This window comes from Nesiotobacter zosterae (genome assembly GCF_033843645.1).
Lineage (GTDB): Bacteria > Pseudomonadota > Alphaproteobacteria > Rhizobiales > Stappiaceae > Pseudovibrio > Pseudovibrio zosterae.
This window is the reverse complement of sequence record NZ_JAWXVZ010000005.1, coordinates 38,699-58,323: the sequence shown is the minus strand read 5'-3', so window position 1 is coordinate 58,323 and position 19,625 is coordinate 38,699. Positions and strand designations below refer to the sequence as shown.

The following is a 19,625-nucleotide window of genomic DNA, read 5'->3' as shown; positions in this document are numbered from 1 at the left end:
TTCAGCTCGGGCCAGTTGGATTGATTGCCCCCCGAGACGCGCTCAAGCCCCCATCCACCGGCAAATTAACGCCGGTAATGAAAGAAGCCTGATCACTCGCCAAAAAGAAGACCGCATTAGCCACTTCAACCGGTTGTGCAATACGCTTCAACGGGACGGACTTGGCGTAATTCACAAGGTCACTTGGCGCAGCCCCTCTTGCAAACAACTTGCTGGCAAGCGCCATGGGCGAAACAGCGTTCACCCGAATGCCGTAGTCTGCATAGTCCAGTGCCATTGATTGTGTCAGGTTGAGAACGGCACCATTTGCAGAAGTAGACACAGCTGTACTACCACCGGTAAGCCCATCAGCATCCGAAGTAATGTTGACCACGGCACCACCGCGCTGCTCCATCATCATGGGCAAGATGTGTTTGCACGTGAGAAACACACCCTTCACATCCACGTCGAAAACCCGCTCCCACGCGAAGACTTCCATCTGGTGTACCGCGCCACACTTCAGGTTGGCTGCGTTGTTCACCAGAATATCGCATCCGCCAAGGCGCTCTGCCACCGCACCCGCTGTTTCCTTGACGCTCTGTTCTGAAGAGAGATTACAACGGCAATACTCTATGGTGACTGCGTCATTGATTGCTTTCAGTTCGTCGGCTACGGCTTCCCCATCGTCGCGATGTTCGATGCCAGTGAACAGCACGTGGTTGCCAGCTTCTACGAAGCGCTTCACCACATCCTTGCCGAACCGTGAGGTGCCGCCAGTGACAACAACTCTTTTGTTCATTTTTTACTCCACGCCACAAGCGCAACGCTTCCCAGCGCTGCTTATTCTCTCCAGAACCCGTTAGAACCACGTGTCACCGGAAAGCTCACCCAAAGGCGGTTCCCAATGAACCTCCGCTAATTTGCCACACGGGATCATTAGGTGTACGCCGCGAAAACCACAGGGTGATCAAAGTGTTCAATACCAATCCTTGAGTGTGTATCACGCACACATTTAAAAACAATGACGTGTTTACTAACAATGGATAGGTTGCATGCACTACGTCATAACCCCATGCGACAGTGTGTTTTTTCCCAATGGTTTGACAATAAGGAACCAGTTCGAATATTTTCAACAGAGGGCAGTTCTTGAAAATCATCTTCTGCGTTAAGCGCAAGCACCCGTTGTGATTGAGAGACCTTCGTGAACCGGCGGCACTAGGTAAGAAAGTTTTTGAACCTTGGAACAGAAGAAGACAAACCAGTCAATTGACCGTGCCGTGAGCATACTCAGCTTCATTGCAGAGAATGGGAACAGCGCACGCTTGATGGATATGTGTGATGCTCTGGACCTGAAAAAGAGCACGTTGCACGGCATTCTCGCCACCATGCAGATCCATGGGCTGATCACTCAAGACACAGACACCTCCCGTTACTCGCTGGGCATCAAGCTGTTCGAGCTGGGCAAGATCTACGAGGAGAATTTCTCCTTGCGCCAAGTCATCCGGCCAACTCTGGAGCGGCTGTCAGCGGAGTTCAAGGAAAGTGTTCATGTGGGCATCTTGACCGAAGATAGCGTGCTTTACATGGACCGTATCGACTCGCCCTACTCCATTCGCGTTGCTGCAAAGGCAGGCCACAAAGCGCCGCTCTATTGCACCGCCATGGGGAAAGGTATCCTGGCCTACTCCAGCGAACAGCGTCAGGAAGACTACCTTGCCAAAGGCCCGTTTCCGCGGCTGACGGAAAACACGCTCTGCACAGCAGACGAGCTGCGCGCCGAGTTGCGGGCCATCCGCCAACGCCAATGGTCCATCGACAACGAAGAAGTCGAGATGGGTCTGATCTGCATCGCCTCACCTGTGGTGAATGGCGATAGCAAAGTAATTGCCGCCATCGGCATCAGTGGCCCAAAGCACCGGACGGATGAAGCAACTCTAGACTCCTGGAAAGCCGCCATTCCAGCGGCGGCACGGGATCTGTCCCAAACGATGCGCTTTACCCGCTAACAAAAAAACGGGCCCCACATCTGAGGCCCGTTTTTTGTTTTCTTTACCAGCCAAACTCTACTTCATGGTTGGGATCACGAACTCTGCGCCGTCTTTCAGGCCTGACGGCCAGCGGGCGGTCACTGTCTTGGTGCGAGTGTAGAACTTGAAACCATCCGGACCATGTTGGTTCAGATCGCCGAAGCCAGAGCGCTTCCAGCCGCCAAACGTGTGGTAAGCCAGCGGCACCGGAATCGGAACGTTTACACCAACCATGCCAATGTTGATGCGAGAGGCAAAGTCTCGTGCCGTATCCCCATCGCGGGTAAAGATGGCTGTGCCGTTGCCGTATTCATGGCTCATGGGCAGGTCCAGCGCCTCGTCATAGTTTTTAGCGCGCACCACAGACAGAACCGGACCGAAAATCTCTTGAGTGTAGATGTCCATATCCTTGGTCACATGGTCGAACAGGCAGCCGCCCATGAAGTTGCCGTTTTCATAGCCCTGCAGTTTGAAATCACGGCCATCGACGACCAGTTTTGCACCCTGCTCCACGCCACGGTCCACCAGTCCCTTGATCCGTGAGAGCGCCTCTGGCGTGATCAACGGGCCAAAGTCGACATCGTCACCGGCTGTATAGGGCCCGATCTTGAGGCCTTCCACACGCGGAGCCAGCTTCTCAACCAGCCGATCCGCTGTATCTTCACCAACAGGTACTGCCACAGAGATGGCCATGCAGCGCTCGCCCGCTGCGCCGTAGCCTGCGCCAATCAGCGCATCCACGGCCTGGTCCATGTCCGCATCCGGCATGATGATCATGTGGTTTTTAGCCCCGCCGAAGCACTGAACGCGCTTCCCGTTGGCGCAGCCGCGGGTATAAACGTACTCGGCAATTGGCGTGGAACCCACAAATCCAACGGCCTGAATGATCGGATCATCAAGAATGCCGTCCACGACTTCCTTGTCTCCGTTCACAACGTTCAGAACGCCTTCAGGCAGGCCTGCTTCCATCATCAGTTCAGCCAGCATGACCGGCACCGTTGGGTTGCGTTCGGATGGCTTCAAAATGAACGCATTACCCGCCGCGATGGCAGTACAGAACTTCCACATCGGAATCATGGCTGGGAAGTTGAAGGGCGTGATGCCAGCTACAACGCCCAGCGGCTGGCGCATGGAATACATGTCGATGCCCGGCCCAGCGCCTTCCGTAAACTCACCCTTCAGGAGATGAGGCGCACCGATACAGAACTCCGCCACTTCCAGACCGCGGACAATATCGCCCTTTGCATCCGGAAATGTCTTGCCATGCTCGCTGGAGAGCACTTCGGCCAGTTTGTCCATATCGCGGTGAAGCAGATTGACAAACTGCATCATGACGCGGGCCCGGCGCTGCGGGTTGGTAGCGCCCCAGCCAATTTGTGCCTGTGCAGCGTTTGCGACTGCTTCACGCAATTCATCAAGGTTTGCCAGCGCGACCTTGCCGGTCACTTCACCGGTTGCCGGGTTGAAAATGTTACCAAAACGACCAGAGCGCCCAGGTACGCGCTTTCCTCCAACAAAGTGGCCCAGTTCCATCTGCTTCCTCCCAAATAGTTTCCAGATCACGCTTTTCAGCAGATTACCAGATTTTACGTAGCCCCAGAATGAACTATATTTATTGCAGTTCAACCTGATAATTAACGAAGCCGTTGTGCAAAAATTGAAGCACCTAACCGCATTGGAGGCCCTATGAACTGGGATGACACCCGCATTTTCTTGAGTGTCGCACGCAACGGACAAATCCTCGCCGCTGCCCAGCGCCTTGGCATCAACCACGCGACGGTCGCCCGTCGGGTGACAGCCTTGGAAGATGCGCTTCAAACAAAGCTTCTTGAGCGCGCAACAACGGGTTGCTCCTTGACGGCGGAGGGCGAACGCTTTCTGGAATACGCAGAGGTGATGGAGGCGCAAATGCAGGATGCGCAAGCTATCATTGGCGGCATGGATGTGGAGCTTTCCGGGACCGTGCGCATTGCCGCGCCGGATGGCTTCGGCGTGAACTTCCTTGCGCCTCGCCTCGGAGAGTTCAACGAGAAGTACCCCAATCTCACTGTTCAACTGGTCCCCCTCCACCGCAGCTTCTCCTTGTCGAAACGAGAAGCAGACATTGCGATCAACGTGGGGCGCCCCGAGCATGGCCGCCTCGTGACCCGCAAGCTGGTGGACTATTCCCTCAATCTATATGCTTCCAGAGAGTACATTGAAAAATACGGCGTGCCGGTTACTTCCGATGATCTCAAGCAACACCGACTGATCGGGTATGTTGACGATCTCGTGTTTACCCCTTCCCTCAACTATACCGAGGAAATCCTGAAGGGGTGGCGCTCTTCACTGGAGTTCGCCAGTGCGCTTGCCCAAACAGAAGCCGTTCGCGCGGGCGCAGGCATTGGGGTGCTTCATGCTTTCATTGCCAATCAGGACCCGACATTTGTGCGCGTTCTGCCGGAGCGGCGCATTGAGCGCAGCTATTGGTTGCTTACCCATGAAACCACAAAGAACCTTCGCCGGATCAAGATGCTAGGTGACTTCATTGTTGAGAGCGTACTGGCCGAGCGGCATTTGTTTTGATCCTTGTTCATTCATCGAAACAGCAACAATAGGCCTTCAACCTCAAGATTGTTCACTAAAACGCGTACTGTGTGTTCACTTTCAATCCGCGCTGAGAACGGTATGTTGATTTCAACGCAGACATACGCACCGCCAAAGGGCGATACCCGATTGAAAGGCCATAGCCATGACATTGCCAAACCAGCCAGATCCAATTCCAGGCGATGAGCAGAGCATCAACGCGATCGAGCAGGTCATTGTGCCGCGCGCCCATGACATCGGCAATTTTGAGGTGCGCCGCGCACTGCCGACAAAGAGCCGTCAGATGGTTGGTCCTTTCATTTTTTGGGATCAAATGGGCCCGGCCGAGTTTCTGCATGGTGGCGGGATCGACGTACGCCCCCACCCACACATCGGCCTGTCGACCGTAACGTACCTTCTGGAAGGCGAAGTCTACCACCGAGACAGCCTCGGTAGCGACATGATCATCAAGCCTGAAGAGCTGAACTGGATGACCGCAGGTCAGGGAATTGTTCACTCCGAGCGCGAGCGTCCTGAAGTGAAAGGTACGCCGCGCAGCTTGTTCGGCATTCAGAGTTGGGTTGCCCTTCCAATACACATGGAAGAAACGGCTCCAGCCTTTGAACACTATGGCAATGACAAGATGCCGGTGATCACCGACAACGACAAGCGCGTGCGGTTGATCGCAGGGTCGCTTTATGGCCAGACATCACCCGTGAACACAGCCAGCGAGACACTTTATGCAGACATCTCGCTTAACGCAGGGTCTGTTCTTCCGGTCGATCCAACCCATGAAGAGCGCGCCATCTACACGTTGACTGGCCGCATCGAGATCAATGGCGACGTGTTTGAGCCGGGTCAACTTCTCGTTTTGCGCGCTGGCGATGCCTTGACCGTTCGCGCCAAGGACAATGCACGCATCATGCTGTTTGGCGGCGAGCCGATGGACGGCCCTCGTCACATTTGGTGGAACTTCGTTTCCTCCTCAAAGGAACGTATCGAGCAGGCTAAGGAAGACTGGCGCTCCATGAAGTTTGGCAGTGTACCGGGCGATGTGGAAGAGTTCATCCCTCTTCCCGGCATGAGCTAAAATCCATTAGGGAACAGCACAAAGGGTGGGTGACCGCCCTTTGTCCGCCTTGCAAGCAAGTGTCTGCTCACGGGTTTGGGCTCGCCCTCTTCGGTGAGGCCTGACAGCGTCAACACCTTCCAATGCACCCCGCCAATGCGCTGGTCGAAACTGCGCCCTTCCCGGAAAGCGGTCAGAACCTCTTCAGGCGGTGCCTCGCCAAGATCAGCCAGTACCGTTTCCAGTGCATTGGTTATGAGACCAATAGCGGGGCGCATGAGTGCATCCTGACCCGCCGTACCCTGAAATCTGATCGAAGCTACATCGGAGACTGACGGCCCGCGCATGGAAAAGAACACCGTCGCCTGATCGGCCGCCTGTGCGGTCTCATCATCACGCCTGCTTTCAAGGAGCGGTGCGCGTCCAATGGTAATCACATCGGAGCTGCAGCCATATCCGCCCCCCATGGTGAGACGACGCCATCCCTTGTTTTGAAACCCCTCCTCAGCAAATCTTTGGCACAGGTCCTGCGGCGTTGCCTTGATAATGCGGCGAAACTCCTGCTCAAACTCCACTTCTCTGGCCAACATGCGTGCGCTGGTAGGGTCGAGCGTGGATGGACTTGCCGCATCATCACCACCAAGGGCCACAAACCAGTGTGCAATTTCTATCCGGTCCCCGGAACTCAAAAGCGCCCAGTAAAGCCCCAGCACACTGCAAGCCATAAACACACTGACGCACAGCGTGGTTGCCACTTGCACAGCAAAGTGGCGCGACCGCCTTTCTGACCCGGATTTTACATTTGTTGGCTTGCTTTCCCTCACAGTCCCAAGGTTGCGCCAAAACAAAAAAAGCGCCACCCCTCGTTCTGAAGGGTGGCGCCTGAAACTTGAGCCGTTCGCTACGAAACGGGTCAGAAGCTAGAGAGTCTGATTGTACTCACCGACCTCTGGGTTTTCACGAAGGACCGCGTCAACCGCCTTGAACATCTCGTGCAGACGCTCCTCGGAGACCGGGCTTTCCACCACCACGACCAGCTCTGGCTTGTTGGAGGAAGCGCGAACGAGGCCCCAGGTACCGTCCTCGGAGACAACGCGAACGCCGTTTACTGTGATGAGGTCTGTGATGGCTTGACCGGCGACCTTCTCCCCATTGGCGTGCATGTCCTTGAAGCGCTTTACCACTTTGTCCACGACATCGTACTTTTCTTCATCAGAGCACTTGGGCGCCATGGTTGGAGAGCCCCAGGTCTTGGGAAGAGCGCGGCGCATGTCGGCAACGGTCTTGTCTGGATTGCGGTCCATCATGTCGAGAACCGCAATGGCGGAGACAAGGCCATCATCATAGCCACGGCCAATTGGCGCGTTGAAGAAGTAGTGGCCAGACTTTTCAAAGCCCGCAAGGGCCTGAAGGTCGGTCACGCGGCGCTTGATGTAGGAGTGGCCGGTCTTGAAGTAGTCGGTCTTTGCCCCGTTCTCCTTGAGGACAGGGTCAGTGTTGAACAGGCCCGTGGATTTTACATCCACTACGAACTGGGCGTTGTCATAGATGGCGGACAGATCGCGAGCCAGCATGACGCCAACCTTGTCTGCAAAGATCTCTTCACCTTCGTTGTCCACGATCCCGCAGCGATCGCCATCACCGTCAAAGCCGAGCCCCACTTCCGCGCCGGTTTCAAGCACCTTGTCGCGGATTGCATGAAGCATCTTCATGTCTTCAGGGTTCGGATTGTAGTTCGGGAACGTGTGGTCCAGCTCACAGTCGAGCGGGATCACCTCAACACCCAGCGCTTCTAGAATGCGCGGTGCAAACGCACCGGCCGTTCCGTTACCACAGGCAACCACAGCCTTGATCGGGCGCTTGAATTTCTCACGTTTTGTCAGGTCGTTGAAGTAGCGCTCTGCAAAGCCGGCATGGAACTCATAGGAGCCCCCGCCCGGAAGCTTGAAATCGCCAGCAAGAACGATGTCGCGCAAACGTCCCATCTCATCGGGACCGAATGTCAATGGGCGGTTTGCACCCATCTTCACCCCTGTCCAGCCATTGTCATTGTGCGAGGCGGTGACCATTGCAACGCAAGGCACATCCAGTTCGAACTGGGCAAAGTAGGACATGGGCGACATGGCAAGGCCAATGTCGTGAACCTTCATGCCGGATGCCAGCAAACCGTTGATGAGGGCCATCTTGATAGACGCGGAATACCCTCGGAAGTCGTGACCTGTCACGATCTCAGGGCGTACACCGAGCTCATGCACCAGAGTGCCGAGCCCCATGCCCAGCGCCTGAATGCCCATGAGATTGATTTCTTTTTCAAACAACCAACGTGCGTCGTACTCGCGGAACCCCGTTGGCTTGACCAGAGGTGTCGTCTCATATTCAAGAGTGTTCGGGGTCAACTGAGCAACAGGTTTATCAAACATAAAAGCTCCTAATGCGAATAGGTTGGGTGTTATCTAACAGCCTCTTATGACGTTTTGCCAACCGGCTAAACAAGTCGCAGGCCCTATTCATTGGTTGTTGTCGGTTCTCGCAGGATGTCATCGTCATGAATCAGAGCGCCAGATTGCACCTCGATCATGCGCACATCAATCATCCCCGGATTATGGAGTTTGTGAGGCGCGCCAAGGGGCACGAACACGGATTCGTTTTCACTCACATATTTCGTTGAGCCATTCACAGAGACTTCCAAGGTTCCCCCCATGACGACCCAATGTTCGGCGCGGTGGATGTGCCGCTGCAAGGTGAGTCCCTGCCCCGGTTTGATCATCATGGATTGAACACGGAAGCGGTCTCCGCGTGAGATCTCCTCGGTCCATCCCCACGGGCGATATACCCGGCGGTGCTGCACTGTCTCCGGCCGCTTTTCCGCCTCCAGACGGGCCACGATGTTTTTCACCTGCTGGGCGTGTTCTTTGGAGGCCACCAGCAGCGCATCCTTGGTGTTGACCACCAGCACGTCGTTGAGGCCCAGTACACTCACCAGCGCATCATCAGAGTAGACGAGGCAATCCTTGCTGTCTTCAAAGATGGCTTCGCTCAGCGAGGTATTGCCGTCATCGTCCTTGGGCATAGTCTCCCAAATGGCCCGCCAGGACCCCAGATCGTTCCACTGAGGATCCATGGGAACGCAGCGGATACCCGGTTGCTTCTCCATAATGGCGTAGTCGATGGAGATGCTCGGCACCTTTTCAAAGGCGTGCGCATCAAGACGCAGGAAATCAAGATCAGCGCGGGCGCCCATGTAAGCTTCGCTGACCGCGTTCCACACATCAGGAGCATAGGTCAGGAAGCTCTCTTTCATGGCCTTGGCGCTGAACAGGAAAATCCCGGCATTCCAGAGATAGGTTCCCTCCGAGACGAAACGTTCGGCGACTTCTTGCGTCGGTTTTTCAACGAACCGGTCCACCATCAACGCATCAGCGTCGGACGGGATGAACTTTATGTAGCCATAGCCTGTGTGCGCCATTTCCGGCTTGATGCCGAATGTGACGATGGCCCCATCCGAGGCGGCTGGCACACCCAGTTCCACGGCTGTTTTGAAGGCGTCTTCGTCGCCGATGAGATGGTCAGAGGGCAGCAGCAGCACGAGCGCTTCTTCATCTGTCTCAAGCGCCATCATGGCTGCAAGCGCCGCAGGGGCTGCAGTGTTGCGCCCGCACGGCTCCAAAACGATGCTCTGGGCATCTACCCCCAGTTCCTGCAGCTGTTCGCCAATAAGGAACCGGTGGTCTTGATTGGAGATCACCAATGGGGCAGCAAAGGCATCGCCCATGGTCCGCTTGCAGGTTTTTTGGAAGAGGCTCTCGCCATCGAACAAGGGCAGAAACTGCTTTGGTCTTTCGCGCCGTGACAAGGGCCACAAACGTGACCCGAATCCGCCCGACAAAATCGCAGGAATTATTTTCGGCATCTGTTCCAAGTCCAAATTCAACCTATACGGCAAGCAGCTCCGGTTTCAATCTATCCGCGCCATCAACAACGACAATAAACTTAACTAGCTGCAATAGTTCGCTTTTTCTAGGGCAAGAATATCACTGTCACCAAAAGGCTTCCCATCTTAGCATCTCTACGGCAAGATACCTCCGTTATTTTACGGAGATGCTGTTCAATGCTCGGGGACCTTGGCAAACGAATTGAGAGTAAACGCGAGGAGCTTGTTTGCCTGACCCAAGACTTGATCAGGATACCAACCGTGAACCCGCCTGGAGAAGCCTACGCACCTTGTGCAAAATACATTGGTGAGCGCCTGTTCTCCCGCGGATTTACAGTGGAATACATACGAGGCGAAGGGACGCCCGGCGACAGCGCCAAACACCCGCGCATCAATGTTGTCGCCCGCCGCGAGGGCGCTCGCCCAGGCGCAACGGTCCATTTCAACTCACACATTGATGTGGTGCAAGCTGGTGAGGGTTGGACGGTGGATCCTTTCGCCGGAGTTGTGCGCGATGGCCGGGTTTATGGTCGGGGGGCCTGCGACATGAAAGGCGGGCTTGCAGCCTCCCTCATCGCAGTTGAAGCATTTCTTGAATGCTTCCCGCATTTTCCCGGAGCTATCGAGATTTCTGGCACGGTGGATGAAGAATCAGGTGGTCTGGGCGGCGTCGCCTATCTGGCGCAAAAGGGCTATTTCTCTAAACCACGCGTGGACCACGTCATCATCCCCGAACCGCTGCACAAAGACCGCATTTGTCTCGGGCATCGGGGTGTGTGGTGGGGCGAAGTTGAGACCCATGGCACCATTGCGCATGGATCCATGCCGTTTCTGGGGGACTGCGCCGTACGCCATATGGGAGCGTTTCTGGAGGCTCTGGAGAAGCGCCTGTATCCCAAGCTGGCGGCAAAACACACGGAAATGCCTGTGGTTCCGGAAGGTGCTCGCAAGTCTACACTCAACATCAATTCCATTCATGGAGGTCAGCCAGAAGGCTTTGACGGGCTTCCCTCCCCTTGTGTGCCGGACAGTTGCCGGATCGTGCTGGACCGCCGCTATCTCATTGAAGAAAATCTTGATGACGTAAAAACCGAGGTCATCGCTTTGTTGGATGAGCTCAGCAAAGAACGGGATAACTTCCGATACACGATCAAAGACCTACTTGAAGTCATCCCGACCATGACCGAAAAAGACGCGCCGGTCGTGAAAGCTGTGGCAGAAGGCATTGAAGCGGTTCTGGAAAGGCCCGCCGAAATGGTGATTTCACCCGGCACCTATGACCAAAAACACATTGCGCGTCTGGGTCACTTGCACGACTGCATTGCCTACGGTCCGGGGCTTCTTGAAATGGCTCACAGGCCCGATGAGTTTGTCGTGATTGATGACATGGTGGACAGTGCCAAAGTCATGGCGCATGCAACCCACGCACTACTGTTTGGTGGAACAGGCGCACTTTAAGGCTTTGACGCCGCCCGTTTTGGAGGGGGATACTATGAAAGTTCAAGGGACACTGAAGGCCCTGCGTTCACTCGCAGTTGGCGTGGCCTTGGTGGTAAGTGCTTCACCACTGGCGTTATCCGTGGCGCACGCAAAATCTACTCTTTCTCTGGGCATTGTGCTGGAACCGCCGCATCTCGACCCGACTGCGGGGGCGGCCGCAGCCATTGATGAAGTGACCTATGCCAACGTGTTCGAGGGATTGACCCGCATTGGCCCGAACGGTGAGGTTTTGCCTGCGCTTGCCAAATCCTGGGAGATTTCCGAGGATGGCCTCACCTACACATTTGAACTTCAAGACGGCGTCACGTTCCACGATGGAACGCCATTTTCTGCCGAGGATGTGAAGTTCTCACTGGACCGCGCCCGGGCCGAAGACAGCACCAACGCACAAAAGCCTCTGTTTGCAGCCATATCAGCCGTCAATGTAGCGGATGAAGATACGGTTCAAGTCACCCTGTCAGAACCTGTTGGCAGCTTCCTGTTCAACCTTGGCTGGGGCGATGCGGTGATCGTTTCCAAAGAAAGTGCGGCGGGAAACAAGACCAATCCAATAGGAACCGGCCCTTTCAAGTTTGACCGTTGGATCAAGGGGCAAGAAATTTCGCTGGATCGCTATGAAGGCTATTGGGGCACGCCCGTTGCCTTGGAAGAAGCATCCTTCAAGGTTATTGCTGATCCAAATGCCGCTTTTGCGGCCATGATGTCAGGCGACGTTGATGCATTTCCGAACTTTCCAGCACCTGAAACACTGATCCAGTTTGAAGCGGATCCGCGTTTTACAGTGGCTGTGGGCTCTACAGAAGGCGAGACCATCCTTGCAATGAACAATGAGAGCGGCCCGCTCTCCAACAAGCTGGTTCGTCAGGCCATTTCGCACGCGGTCAACAAGCAAGCGCTTATTGATGGTGCCATGTTTGGTCGTGGCACGCCCATTGGCTCCCACTTTGCGCCGCACCATCCGGCCTATCAAGATCTGACGGGTACCTACGCCTATGACGCTGAAAAGGCCAAGGAACTGCTGAAAGAAGCCGGCTACGCGGGGGGCTTTACCGCGACCTTGAAGCTGCCACCGCCTCAGTATGCGCGGCGCGGCGGCGAGCTGATCCGCTCTGACCTGCAAAAAGTTGGCATCAATCTGGAGATTGTTCCGCTGGAGTGGGCCCAGTGGCTTTCTGAGGTGTTCCGCGAAAAGAATTACGACTTCACCATCGTGTCTCACACGGAGCCGATGGATATCGGCATTTATGCCCGCGATGACTACTACTTCAACTACAAGAACCCGGCGTTCGGCGACATCATCACCCAGCTCAATCGGGAAACCGACAAGGAAAAACGCTATGCCTTGATGAAGCAGGCGCAAGAAATGATCGCAGCCGATGCTGTGAATGTTTTCCTGTTCCAATTGGGCAAGGCCGGTGTTTGGGATGCCAATCTTCAGGGCCTGTGGGTGAACTCGCCGATTCAGGCAAACGACATCACCGGCGTTTCTTGGAAAAACTAGATCAAACAGCAGGATGCGGGTGAAGCCTGTCTTCATCCGCATGGCTGATATTACCCGGAAAGGCACGCATTAAAAATTGCATGTGCCCGCCGGATAGGTTAGTCCCGACACGAGATGGGCGGGTTTGCCCGCCCTGCTCTTTCGCCCGGACCTTTGTTCCTCAAGCCGTTGGTTTGCCATGTTTTCTTACGGAGTGCTGCGCCTTCTCGGCTTATCACTGACACTCTTTGCGGCAAGCATTGTGGTGTTTGTCGTGCTTGAGGTGCTGCCCGGAGATCCAGCTCAGGTGATGCTCGGAATCAGTGCGCAAGAAGATACGTTGGCGGCCTTGAGGGAACAGTTGGGCCTGAACGCCCCCATCCTGACCCGGTATGTGGACTGGGTTCTTGGCATGCTGCAGGGCGATTTTGGCATAAGCTATACCTACAACGTCTCGGTTTCCGAGCTGATAGCGGAGCGCGCAGCCGTCAGTCTGCCGCTTGCCGCAATCGCCCTGATCCTGTCCACCGCAATTGCGTTTCCCATTGGCATTATGGCGGCTCGGTTCCGTGGCAAGGCGCTGGATACGGGGATCATGGGGCTCACTCAGGTGGGCATAGCTCTGCCGAACTTCTGGTTTGCGATCCTGCTTGTTTATGTGTTTGCAATCACCTTGCGGTTGTTGCCCTCAGGTGGTTTTCCCGGCTGGGACCAAGGTGTTTTCAATGGTTTGGAAGCGCTTATTCTGCCAGCAATTGCCCTTGCCTTGCCGCAAGCGGCGATCCTTGCCCGCGTAATGCGCTCCGCCCTGATTGATGTGATGAGCGAGGACTACATTCGTACCGCCCGCGCCAAGGGCCTTTCTGCACGGGTAACCCTGTGGCGTCACGGCGTACGCAATGCCCTTATTCCAGTGCTGACAATCCTCGGCCTTCAATTCTCATTCCTTATCGCCGGCACCGTCATCATTGAGAACGTGTTTTATCTGCCGGGCTTGGGTCGCCTGATTTTTCAAGCCATCACCCAGCGGGACCTCATCACTGTAAAAAGCGGTGTCATGGTATTGGTGGCATTGGTCGTGCTTATCACTTTCATCGTGGATCTGGCTTATGCAGCAGTCGACCCACGCCTGCGGCGGGGGCGCTGAGTATGGACACTTTTGAAGCCCCAATCCACCCCTTCCGCCGGGCATGGAAGAGCCGCTCCTTCCTTATAGGCCTCTGTCTTGCCTCACTAATTTTGATTGCGGGCTTTATCAGCCTGTTCTGGACCCCTCACGCCATTGACAGCCTGAACGTGGCAAACCGGCTTCAAGCTTCCAGCAGTCAGCATTGGCTGGGGACCGATCAGTACGGCCGCGACATCCTTTCCATGCTGATGATTGGCGCGCGAACCTCCATCGTTGTGGCGCTGATTGCTGTAGGCATCGGCCTGCTCTTTGGCGTGCCGCTCGGACTGTTGGCCGCCACAAAACGCGGGCTTGTGGAAGAAGCGGTTATGCGCACCAACGACCTGATTTTTGCGTTTCCAGCAATTCTCTCGGCCATCCTTATCACCGCGCTCCTCGGACCGGGAGCTGTGAACGCAGTAATCGCCATTGGCGTTTTCAACATTCCCGTGTTTGCACGTGTTGCGCGTGGGGGTGCCCTGTCGCTTTCAGGACGGGATTTCCTGCTGGCGGCACGCCTTTCTGGCAAAAGCGGCCTGCGCATTACGCTTGAACACGTGCTGCCGAACATCGCCAATCTTTTGATCGTACAGGCGACCATACAGCTTTCACTTGGCATATTGGCAGAGGCTGGCCTGTCCTATCTTGGCCTTGGGCCGCAGCCGCCGCTGGCGAGCTGGGGGCGCATGCTGAATGAAGCGCAAACCATGATGGCGTTTGCACCGCAGCTGGCGCTGTATCCCGGATTAGCCATTGTTGTCAGTGTGTTGGGCTTCAACCTTCTGGGAGATGGGCTGCGCGATCTGCTTGATCCTCGCCTGAGACGGAGGATCCGCTGATGGCCGTTTTCTCCGCAAAAAACCTGAGTGTTTCCATAAACGGAACACCGATCCTGAAGAACGTGAGCTTCTCCCTTGCCAAGGGCGAGATACTCGGGCTAGTGGGCGAAAGTGGCTCCGGCAAATCCATGAGTGCCTTGGCGGCCATGCAGCTGCTGCCAGATGGCGCCACGCAAGACGGTTCCATTCGCTATAAAAAGCATGAGATTGTAGGCGCTTCCGAGCGCACCATGAATGAGGTCCGGGGTCGGTCCATCTCCATGGTGTTTCAAGAGCCCATGACGGCGCTGAACCCCACCAAGACCATCGGCGATCAGGTGAGTGAAGGCTTGCTGTGGCACTTCAAGATGACCCGGCAACGGGCACTGGAGCGCACTCAGAAGGTGCTGGAGCGTGTGGGCCTGCCCTTCGACAATCATATGCTGGACCGTTATCCGCACCAGCTCTCAGGGGGACAAAGGCAGCGCGTCGTCATTGCCATGGCCATCGCCTGCAAGCCGCGCTTCTTGATTGCGGATGAGCCAACAACAGCGCTCGACGTGACCATTCAGGCGCAAATCCTTGCTCTGCTTAAGGAAATTGTTCGCAAGGACCAGATGTCCCTGCTGCTGATCAGCCATGACCTTGCCGTGGTGGCCGATATGGCTGACCGAGTTGCCATCATGAAGGACGGGGAAATCGTTGAACATGGGCCAACCGGCCAGCTGTTCCGAACCCTGTCCCACCCCTACTCACAGGAACTGGTTGAAGCCTCCAGCCACATTCCCAAAGCGCGCACGCGGCCGTTGGACCCGGAAGCCAAACCATTGCTTGCGGTTGAGGGGTTGGTGCGCACCTATCCGCTGCCAAAACGCTCTGTCTTTGAAAAGCGTCAGTACCATACGGCCGTGAACACGGTGTCTCTGCGCATACTGCCCCATGAATCCGTTGGGCTTGTGGGCGAAAGCGGATGCGGAAAATCCACCCTTGCCCGAACAGTGCTTGGTTTGGAAGAGCCCACCAAGGGGCATATCAGCTTTCTTGGCAAGAACCCGTTTGAGGTGTCTCACAAGGAAGGAAAGGCGCTAAAGCGCGGAATTCAGGCGGTTTTTCAGGATCCCTATGGCAGCTTTGACCCCCGTCACACGATCGCCAAGACGGTAGCAGAGCCGCTGCACCTTTTGCGTCACGAGATCTCCGAGACGGCCAAGAACGGCAAGGTGATTGCCGCGCTGGAAGCCGTGGGCCTGAAGCCGCAGGATGCCCACAAGTACCCCCACGAGTTTTCTGGCGGGCAGCGGCAACGCATTGCCATTGCCCGGGCGCTTGTGACCGAACCACAGCTGATTGTGGCCGATGAGCCGGTATCCGCTCTGGACGTTTCCATCCGTGCTCAAATTCTTGATTTGCTTGCAGATTTAAGGGACAGGCTGGGCGTTGCCTATCTGTTTATCAGTCACGATTTGTCCGTTGTGCAGGCCATTACGGACCGGGTGATCGTGATGAATGGCGGCCGGATTGTCGAAGAAGGAAGCACCGAGCAGGTGTTCCGCCACCCAAAGCACCCCTACACCCGCATGCTGGTGGCCGCCGCACCCGACCTTAACGCGTCTTTGAAGCGGCGCCACAAAGCCGAGATCAAGGCCAGAACGGCTCGGCAAAAAAGCTAAGGCCAGCGCCTTGGCCTTTGAAGGGGGATAACTTTGCGCTGATCTTGCGTCGGTTTGAATGAAACGCGCAGTTTCTGCACCATCGCGAAAACAGCCCCCCCTACAGGGCCTGAATACCCAACTATGTGATTGCGCGGGCTGGTGAAATATGAGGGAGTTCTCATAGACTACGCCAAGCAAATCAAATGGGAGGATGTTCAGGCCATGAGACTTGGACTTGATTGGGGTGGCACAAAGATCGAGATCATCGCACTGTCTGATCAGGGCGAAGAGATGTTTCGCAAGCGCGTGGACACGCCGCGCGATGACTACAATGGCTGTATTGATGCGGTTGTCGGTCTGGTTTCAGCCGCTGAAGAAGCGACCGGCCAACGGGGCTCTGTCGGCATTGGTATTCCGGGTTCCATCTCCCCTTCTTCAGGTTTGGTGAAAAATGCTAATTCAACCTGGATGAACGGCAAGCCATTGGACAAGGATCTGGAACAGGCGTTGGGCCGCCCGATCCGCATTCAAAACGATGCCAACTGTCTTGCGGTTTCCGAGGCAACGGATGGTGCCGGGGCAGGCTTTGCCGTGGTCCACGCCATCATCATCGGCACGGGGTGCGGCTCCGGCATTGCCATCAACGGCAAGCCGCTGCGCGGTGCCAACGGGATTGGAGGCGAATGGGGCAGCACATCGGTACCCTGGCTCCGGCCTGAAGAGCACCCCGGCCCGACAAACTGGACCGGGCAGCACAGCCCGATTGACCTTTTATGCTCCGGCACCGGCTTTCAGTGGGACTATGAAAACGCCACTGGCACGAAGCTGAAGGGGAAGGAAATCGTGGCGCTGATGCGCAACGGGGATGCGCAGGCTCGTGGGACCTATGAGCGCTATGTCAGCCGCCTTGCCCGCGCCATGGCCATGGTCGCCAACCTGCTGGACCCGGATTGTTTCGTGCTTGGTGGAGGAATGTCTAACCTGGAAGAACTCTACGAGGACTTGCCAAGTGCGATGCGTCCCTACATCTTCTCTGATGGGTATGAAGTTCCAATCCGCAAAGCCTTGCATGGAGATAGCTCTGGCGTGCGCGGTGCTGCGTGGCTCTGGAACGATGCCATTTGAGAAGGCGGGTCCTTCCCCTGCTGCAACAAGTTCCCCGTGAGAGGACGCCTCTCGCGGGTTTGAAAAATGAGAAATGAGTGGAATGAACAGTACAGAAATCCTTAGCAAACTGGTTGGCTTTGATACCGCGAGCGCCAACTCAAACCTGCCACTCATTGACTGGGTTGAAGACTACCTCAAGGAATTTGGGCTGGAGCCTTACCGGGTCTATGACCACACTGGCGAAAAGGCGAACCTGTTTGTGACCATCGGCCCTGACGACGCGGCTGGCTACATTCTCTCCGGACATACGGATGTGGTTCCTGTTACCGGGCAAGACTGGTCGCAGGACCCGTTCACCTTGACCGAAAAAGACGGCAAGCTTTATGGCCGTGGCACCTGCGACATGAAAGGCTTTCTGGCCTGCTGCCTTGCCAAGGTGCCAAAGATGGTGGAAGCGCGTTTGAAAAAGCCGCTGCACCTGGCGTTTTCCTATGACGAGGAAGTGGGCTGCATCGGTGTGCGCGGTCTTCTGGAGGACCTGAAGACCAGGGATCTTGACGTTGAAGCCTGCTTTGTGGGTGAGCCAACGGACATGCAGGTGGTGTTGGCGCACAAATCCAAGGCATCCTATAGCGTTGTGTTTACAGGACTATCCTGCCACTCCTCGCTGGCACCGCACGGGGTGAACGCGGTTCACTACGCCGCTCGCTTCGTGAACAAGATTGAGCAGATGGCAAAGGAGCTGGCCGCTGGCCCACGGGATGACTTGTTTGATCTGCCGTTTTCTACGGCGCACACAGGCGTCATTCGCGGCGGGACAGCACTGAACATCGTGCCGGAACAGTGTGAGCTGATGTTTGAGTTCCGCGTGTTGCCGCGTGAGAGCCTTTCTGCCTGTGTTGCGGAAATCAAGCGCTATTCCATGGAAGAACTGCTGCCTGAAATGCGAGAGGTCTATCCTGAGGCCAATATCGAGTTCATCCCGTCCTCCGAAATTCCGGGGCTGGATACGGAAGCGGAGGAACCGGTGACCATTCTGGCCAAGCGCCTTGCCGGGCGGAACGATCATGCCAAGGTGGCCTATGGCACGGAAGGTGGCCTGTTCCAGCAAATGCTGGGCATTCCGACCGTGGTGGTGGGCCCGGGCTCCATCGAACAGGCGCACAAACCGGACGAGTTCATCAAGATCTCCGAGATGCAGAAATGCGAGCGCTTCCTGGATCAGCTGATTGAAACGGCTTCCTAGCGGCGCTAGCCCCTGCCCTGCGGCTCATGGCTTATGGCTTGTGGCTCTGGATGCCGGACCGGCGCTGCGCTGGTCCGGCATGACATCCAAGGGGATGGTAGTCGCGCGTGTTCCATTGCCCGGCAACCCCGTGCTTGATTACTAACTGTCATCCCGCACTTGATGCGGGATCCAGCCGGGCAAGCGCACCACCCGCCGTGCCCTGTGGCTCTGGATACCGGATCAGCGGCTCGCTGCGCTCCCATTGTCCGGCATGACGCTGGTGGGGAGGATGGATGCGGGAGGTCTTTCAGGACGTTTCAGCCATAGTGAGTGAGGTCAAAAAGGCCTACCGATACACACCACCGTCACCCTGCAACACACTAAACGCCCACCCAGCAACACACCTCGCCGTCATCCCGCACTTGATGCGGGATCTAGTCGGGTGACTGCCCACCCGCCGCGCTCTGTGGCTCTGGATACCGGATCAGCGGCTCGCTGCGCTCCTCTTGTCCGGTATGACGCCGGTGGGGTGGATGGATGTGGGAGGTCTTTCAGGACGTTTCAGGCATAGTGAGTGAGGGCGAAAACGCCTATCGACATACTACTGCGTCACCCAGCAACACACCAAACGCCCACCCCGCAACACACCTCACCGTCATCCCGCACTTGATGCGGGATCCAGTCGGGTGACTGCCCATCCGCCGCGCTCTGTGGCTCTGGATACCGGATCAGCGGCTCACTGCGCTCCCCTTGTCCGGCATGACGCCAGTGGGGTGGATGGGGTTGAGGATCACACTGGCGCTGAAAGGGCTGCGCACCATCCCGCAATGCGTTTTCTGTTTACATGGCACCAGATCTCTTGAGGGCTGGCAGCATTGCCTCAGACCACCACTGTCATCCCGCACTTGATGCGGGATCTAGTCGGGTGACTGCCCACCCGCCGCGCTCTGTGGCTCTGGATACCGGATCAGCGGCTCGCTGCGCTCCCCTTGTCCGGCATGACGCCAGTGGGGTGGATGGGGTTGAGGATCACACTGGCGCTGAAAGGGCTGCGCACCATCCCGCAATGCGTTTTCTGTTTACATGGCACCAGATCTCTTG

15 protein-coding genes are annotated in these 19,625 nt (G+C 56.3%); 10 read left to right on the top strand and 5 right to left on the bottom strand.

Going from position 1 to position 19,625, the window contains the following annotated elements; all coding sequences use genetic code 11:
• Nucleotide 1 precedes the first annotated feature (1 nt).
• Nucleotides 2–778 (bottom strand): SDR family NAD(P)-dependent oxidoreductase, encoded by a 777-nt coding sequence (locus Q3Y58_RS08480; protein WP_319621920.1) that lies wholly within the window; start codon nt 776–778, stop codon nt 2–4.
• Between the two features lie 439 nt (nt 779–1,217).
• Here Q3Y58_RS08480 and Q3Y58_RS08475 point away from each other — a divergent pair, with 439 nt between their 5' ends.
• A complete protein-coding gene (locus Q3Y58_RS08475; RefSeq protein ID WP_319621919.1) occupies nt 1,218–1,985 on the top strand; it encodes an IclR family transcriptional regulator in 768 nt (255 codons plus the stop codon).
• Nucleotides 1,986–2,042: 57 nt separating this feature from the next.
• Here the strand turns inward: Q3Y58_RS08475 and Q3Y58_RS08470 are convergent, their stop codons facing one another.
• Complete coding sequence (locus Q3Y58_RS08470; RefSeq protein ID WP_319621918.1) at nt 2,043–3,539, bottom strand: CoA-acylating methylmalonate-semialdehyde dehydrogenase; 1,497 nt, start codon at nt 3,537–3,539, stop codon at nt 2,043–2,045.
• Nucleotides 3,540–3,692: 153 nt separating this feature from the next.
• Between Q3Y58_RS08470 and Q3Y58_RS08465 the strand changes: the two genes are divergently transcribed.
• Entirely contained in the window at nt 3,693–4,571 is an 879-nt protein-coding gene (locus tag Q3Y58_RS08465) for a LysR family transcriptional regulator (protein WP_319621917.1), read from the top strand.
• A 166-nt stretch (nt 4,572–4,737) separates the two neighbouring features.
• Nucleotides 4,738–5,661: a pirin family protein gene (locus Q3Y58_RS08460; RefSeq protein ID WP_319621916.1), complete on the top strand. Its 924-nt coding sequence runs from the start codon at nt 4,738–4,740 to the stop codon at nt 5,659–5,661.
• Here Q3Y58_RS08460 and Q3Y58_RS08455 read toward each other — a convergent pair.
• The 3 genes from Q3Y58_RS08455 to Q3Y58_RS08445 form a co-directional block, all read right to left on the bottom strand.
• On the bottom strand, nt 5,658–6,365 hold the full coding sequence (locus tag Q3Y58_RS08455; RefSeq protein ID WP_319621915.1) for a DUF6030 family protein: 708 nt from the start codon (nt 6,363–6,365) through the stop codon (nt 5,658–5,660). The genes Q3Y58_RS08460 and Q3Y58_RS08455 overlap by 4 nt on opposite strands.
• Nucleotides 6,366–6,560: 195 nt before the next feature.
• On the bottom strand, nt 6,561–8,060 hold the full coding sequence (locus Q3Y58_RS08450) for a phosphomannomutase/phosphoglucomutase (protein ID WP_319621913.1): 1,500 nt from the start codon (nt 8,058–8,060) through the stop codon (nt 6,561–6,563).
• 83 nt (nt 8,061–8,143) lie between these two features.
• Nucleotides 8,144–9,550, bottom strand: coding sequence for a mannose-1-phosphate guanylyltransferase/mannose-6-phosphate isomerase (locus Q3Y58_RS08445; RefSeq protein WP_319621912.1), 1,407 nt, complete (start codon nt 9,548–9,550; stop codon nt 8,144–8,146).
• A gap of 198 nt (nt 9,551–9,748) precedes the next feature.
• Between Q3Y58_RS08445 and Q3Y58_RS08440 the strand changes: the two genes are divergently transcribed.
• From Q3Y58_RS08440 to argE, 7 genes are all read left to right on the top strand, one after another.
• Entirely contained in the window at nt 9,749–11,029 is a 1,281-nt protein-coding gene (locus Q3Y58_RS08440) for an acetylornithine deacetylase/succinyl-diaminopimelate desuccinylase family protein (protein ID WP_319621911.1), read from the top strand.
• Between the two features lie 34 nt (nt 11,030–11,063).
• Nucleotides 11,064–12,572, top strand: a complete 1,509-nt coding sequence (locus tag Q3Y58_RS08435) for an ABC transporter substrate-binding protein (RefSeq protein WP_319621910.1) — start codon at nt 11,064–11,066, stop codon at nt 12,570–12,572.
• A gap of 178 nt (nt 12,573–12,750) precedes the next feature.
• Nucleotides 12,751–13,698, top strand: coding sequence for an ABC transporter permease (locus tag Q3Y58_RS08430; RefSeq protein ID WP_319621908.1), 948 nt, complete (start codon nt 12,751–12,753; stop codon nt 13,696–13,698).
• A 2-nt stretch (nt 13,699–13,700) separates the two neighbouring features.
• Nucleotides 13,701–14,558: an ABC transporter permease gene (locus tag Q3Y58_RS08425; RefSeq protein ID WP_319621907.1), complete on the top strand. Its 858-nt coding sequence runs from the start codon at nt 13,701–13,703 to the stop codon at nt 14,556–14,558.
• On the top strand, nt 14,558–16,207 hold the full coding sequence (locus Q3Y58_RS08420; RefSeq protein WP_319621906.1) for an ABC transporter ATP-binding protein: 1,650 nt from the start codon (nt 14,558–14,560) through the stop codon (nt 16,205–16,207). The genes Q3Y58_RS08425 and Q3Y58_RS08420 overlap by 1 nt, the downstream gene beginning before the upstream one ends.
• Nucleotides 16,208–16,411: 204 nt before the next feature.
• Complete coding sequence (locus tag Q3Y58_RS08415; RefSeq protein ID WP_274217196.1) at nt 16,412–17,314, top strand: ROK family protein; 903 nt, start codon at nt 16,412–16,414, stop codon at nt 17,312–17,314.
• An 82-nt stretch (nt 17,315–17,396) separates the two neighbouring features.
• Nucleotides 17,397–18,542, top strand: a complete 1,146-nt coding sequence (gene argE / locus Q3Y58_RS08410) for an acetylornithine deacetylase (RefSeq protein WP_319621905.1) — start codon at nt 17,397–17,399, stop codon at nt 18,540–18,542.
• Nucleotides 18,543–19,625: the final 1,083 nt, after the last annotated feature.

Excerpts from the sequence above, each read along its gene's own strand:
- Q3Y58_RS08435 (WP_319621910.1), top strand. The coding sequence starts at position 11,064 with ATGAAAGTTCAAGGGACACTGAAGGCCCTGCGTTCACTCGCAGTTGGC.
- Q3Y58_RS08450 (WP_319621913.1), bottom strand. The coding sequence starts at position 8,060 with ATGTTTGATAAACCTGTTGCTCAGTTGACCCCGAACACTCTTGAATAT.
- Q3Y58_RS08470 (WP_319621918.1), bottom strand. The coding sequence starts at position 3,539 with ATGGAACTGGGCCACTTTGTTGGAGGAAAGCGCGTACCTGGGCGCTCT.
- Q3Y58_RS08445 (WP_319621912.1), bottom strand. The coding sequence starts at position 9,550 with ATGCCGAAAATAATTCCTGCGATTTTGTCGGGCGGATTCGGGTCACGT.
- Q3Y58_RS08455 (WP_319621915.1), bottom strand. The coding sequence starts at position 6,365 with ATGGCTTGCAGTGTGCTGGGGCTTTACTGGGCGCTTTTGAGTTCCGGG.
- Q3Y58_RS08460 (WP_319621916.1), top strand. The coding sequence starts at position 4,738 with ATGACATTGCCAAACCAGCCAGATCCAATTCCAGGCGATGAGCAGAGC.
- Q3Y58_RS08425 (WP_319621907.1), top strand. The coding sequence starts at position 13,701 with ATGGACACTTTTGAAGCCCCAATCCACCCCTTCCGCCGGGCATGGAAG.
- argE (WP_319621905.1), top strand. The coding sequence starts at position 17,397 with ATGAACAGTACAGAAATCCTTAGCAAACTGGTTGGCTTTGATACCGCG.
- Q3Y58_RS08420 (WP_319621906.1), top strand. The coding sequence starts at position 14,558 with ATGGCCGTTTTCTCCGCAAAAAACCTGAGTGTTTCCATAAACGGAACA.
- Q3Y58_RS08465 (WP_319621917.1), top strand. The coding sequence starts at position 3,693 with ATGAACTGGGATGACACCCGCATTTTCTTGAGTGTCGCACGCAACGGA.
- Q3Y58_RS08440 (WP_319621911.1), top strand. The coding sequence starts at position 9,749 with ATGCTCGGGGACCTTGGCAAACGAATTGAGAGTAAACGCGAGGAGCTT.
- Q3Y58_RS08430 (WP_319621908.1), top strand. The coding sequence starts at position 12,751 with ATGTTTTCTTACGGAGTGCTGCGCCTTCTCGGCTTATCACTGACACTC.
- Q3Y58_RS08415 (WP_274217196.1), top strand. The coding sequence starts at position 16,412 with ATGAGACTTGGACTTGATTGGGGTGGCACAAAGATCGAGATCATCGCA.
- Q3Y58_RS08480 (WP_319621920.1), bottom strand. The coding sequence starts at position 778 with ATGAACAAAAGAGTTGTTGTCACTGGCGGCACCTCACGGTTCGGCAAG.